Source organism: bacterium (assembly GCA_021372775.1).
Taxonomy (GTDB): domain Bacteria; phylum Acidobacteriota; class Polarisedimenticolia; order J045; family J045; genus JAJFTU01.
Genome location: JAJFTU010000334.1, coordinates 1 through 1,562, shown reverse-complemented (window position 1 = coordinate 1,562; position 1,562 = coordinate 1). Strand labels below are relative to the sequence as shown.

The following is a 1,562-nucleotide window of genomic DNA, read 5'->3' as shown; positions in this document are numbered from 1 at the left end:
TCCGCGGAGCTCGAGGAGGCGAAGGAGCAGGCCGAGAACGCGGCGAAGGCCAAGGCCGAGTTCCTCGCCAACATGAGCCACGAGATCCGCACGCCGATGAACGGCGTGATCGGGATGACGACGCTGCTGCTCGACACGCCGCTCTCCGCCGAGCAGCAGGAGTACGTCGAGACGATCCGCGCCTCGGCCGACTGCCTGCTCGGCCTGATCAACGACATCCTCGACTTCTCCAAGATCGAGGCCGGCAAGCTGACGCTGGAGTCGATCGACTTCGAGCCGCGCCGCGTCGTCGAAGACGTCGCGGCGATCCTCGCCAACGCCGCGCGGAGCAAGGGGATCGAGCTGACGGCGATCGTCGAGCCGGACGTGCCGCGCGCCGTCGCCGGCGACCCGGGGCGGCTGCGCCAGATCGTCACCAACCTCGCCAACAACGCGGTCAAGTTCACGGCGCGGGGCGAGGTCGCGATCCATCTCGCGGCGACGGAGAAGGACGGCGTCCCGCTGCTGCGCTGCGAGGTCCGCGACACCGGCATCGGGATCCCCGCCGACCGGATGGACCGGCTCTTCAAGTCGTTCTCCCAGGTGGACACCTCGACGACGCGGAAGTACGGCGGGACCGGGCTCGGGCTGGCGATTTCCAAGCGGCTCTCCGAGCTGATGGGGGGCGAGATCGGCGTCCTCAGCGAGGCCGGCCGCGGCTCCACCTTCTGGTTCACGGTGCGGCGCGTCCGCCCGGCGGCCGAGCCGCCCGCCGACGAGCGGCGCGCGCGCCTCGCCGGGAAGCGGATCCTCGTCGCCGAGCCGCACGGCTCGAGCCGCGCCGCGCTCGCCTGCGCGCTGCGCTTCCTCGGCTGCGAGGTCGCGGCGGAGCGGAACGCGGCGCGGGCCTTCGTCCGGCTGCGCCGCGCCGCGCGCGCCGGCGTCCCGTTCGACGCCGCGTTCGTCGCCGAGGCGCCCGACGCGCCGTTCGGCGGCCTCGCCTTCGCGCGCCGCGCCGCGGCCGATCCGGCGCTCGCCGGCGCCGCGCGGTTCCTCGTCGTCCCCGCGGGACGCAAGGTCGAAGATCCCGAGCGGCTCTTCGCGCAGGTCGTCGGGCGTCCGGCGAAGAGCGCGATCGTGCTCGACGCGCTCGCCGCGCGCCTTCTGCCCGCGGCCGGTCCCGTCGCCGCGGCCGCGCCGGAGCGGCGCCGCAACTTCGCCGGCCGCGTCCTCCTCGCCGAGGACAACGTGATCAACCAGAAGGTCGCGGTGCGGATCCTCGAGAAGCTCGGCTGCACGGTCGAGGTCGCCGCGAACGGCCGCGAAGCGCTCGACGCCGTGCAGGCGCGTCCGTTCGACATCGTGCTGATGGACTGCCAGATGCCGGAGATGGACGGCTTCGAGGCGACGGAGAAGATCCGCGCGCTGCACGTCGCCGCGGCGCGCCTGCCGATCGTGGCGATGACCGCCAACGCGATGAAGGGCGACCGCGAGCGCTGTCTCGAGGCGGGGATGGACGACTACGTCTCCAAGCCGTTCGCCCTCGCCGACGTCGAGCGCGCCCTCGACCGCTGGCTTCCCCG

The 1,562-nt window shown here is 73.4% G+C and carries 1 protein-coding gene; it reads left to right on the top strand.

Features of this window, described 5'->3' with window-relative positions; translation table 11 throughout:
- On the top strand, positions 1-1,562 hold a 1,562-nt coding region (locus LLG88_11265), incomplete at both ends, for a response regulator (protein MCE5247482.1).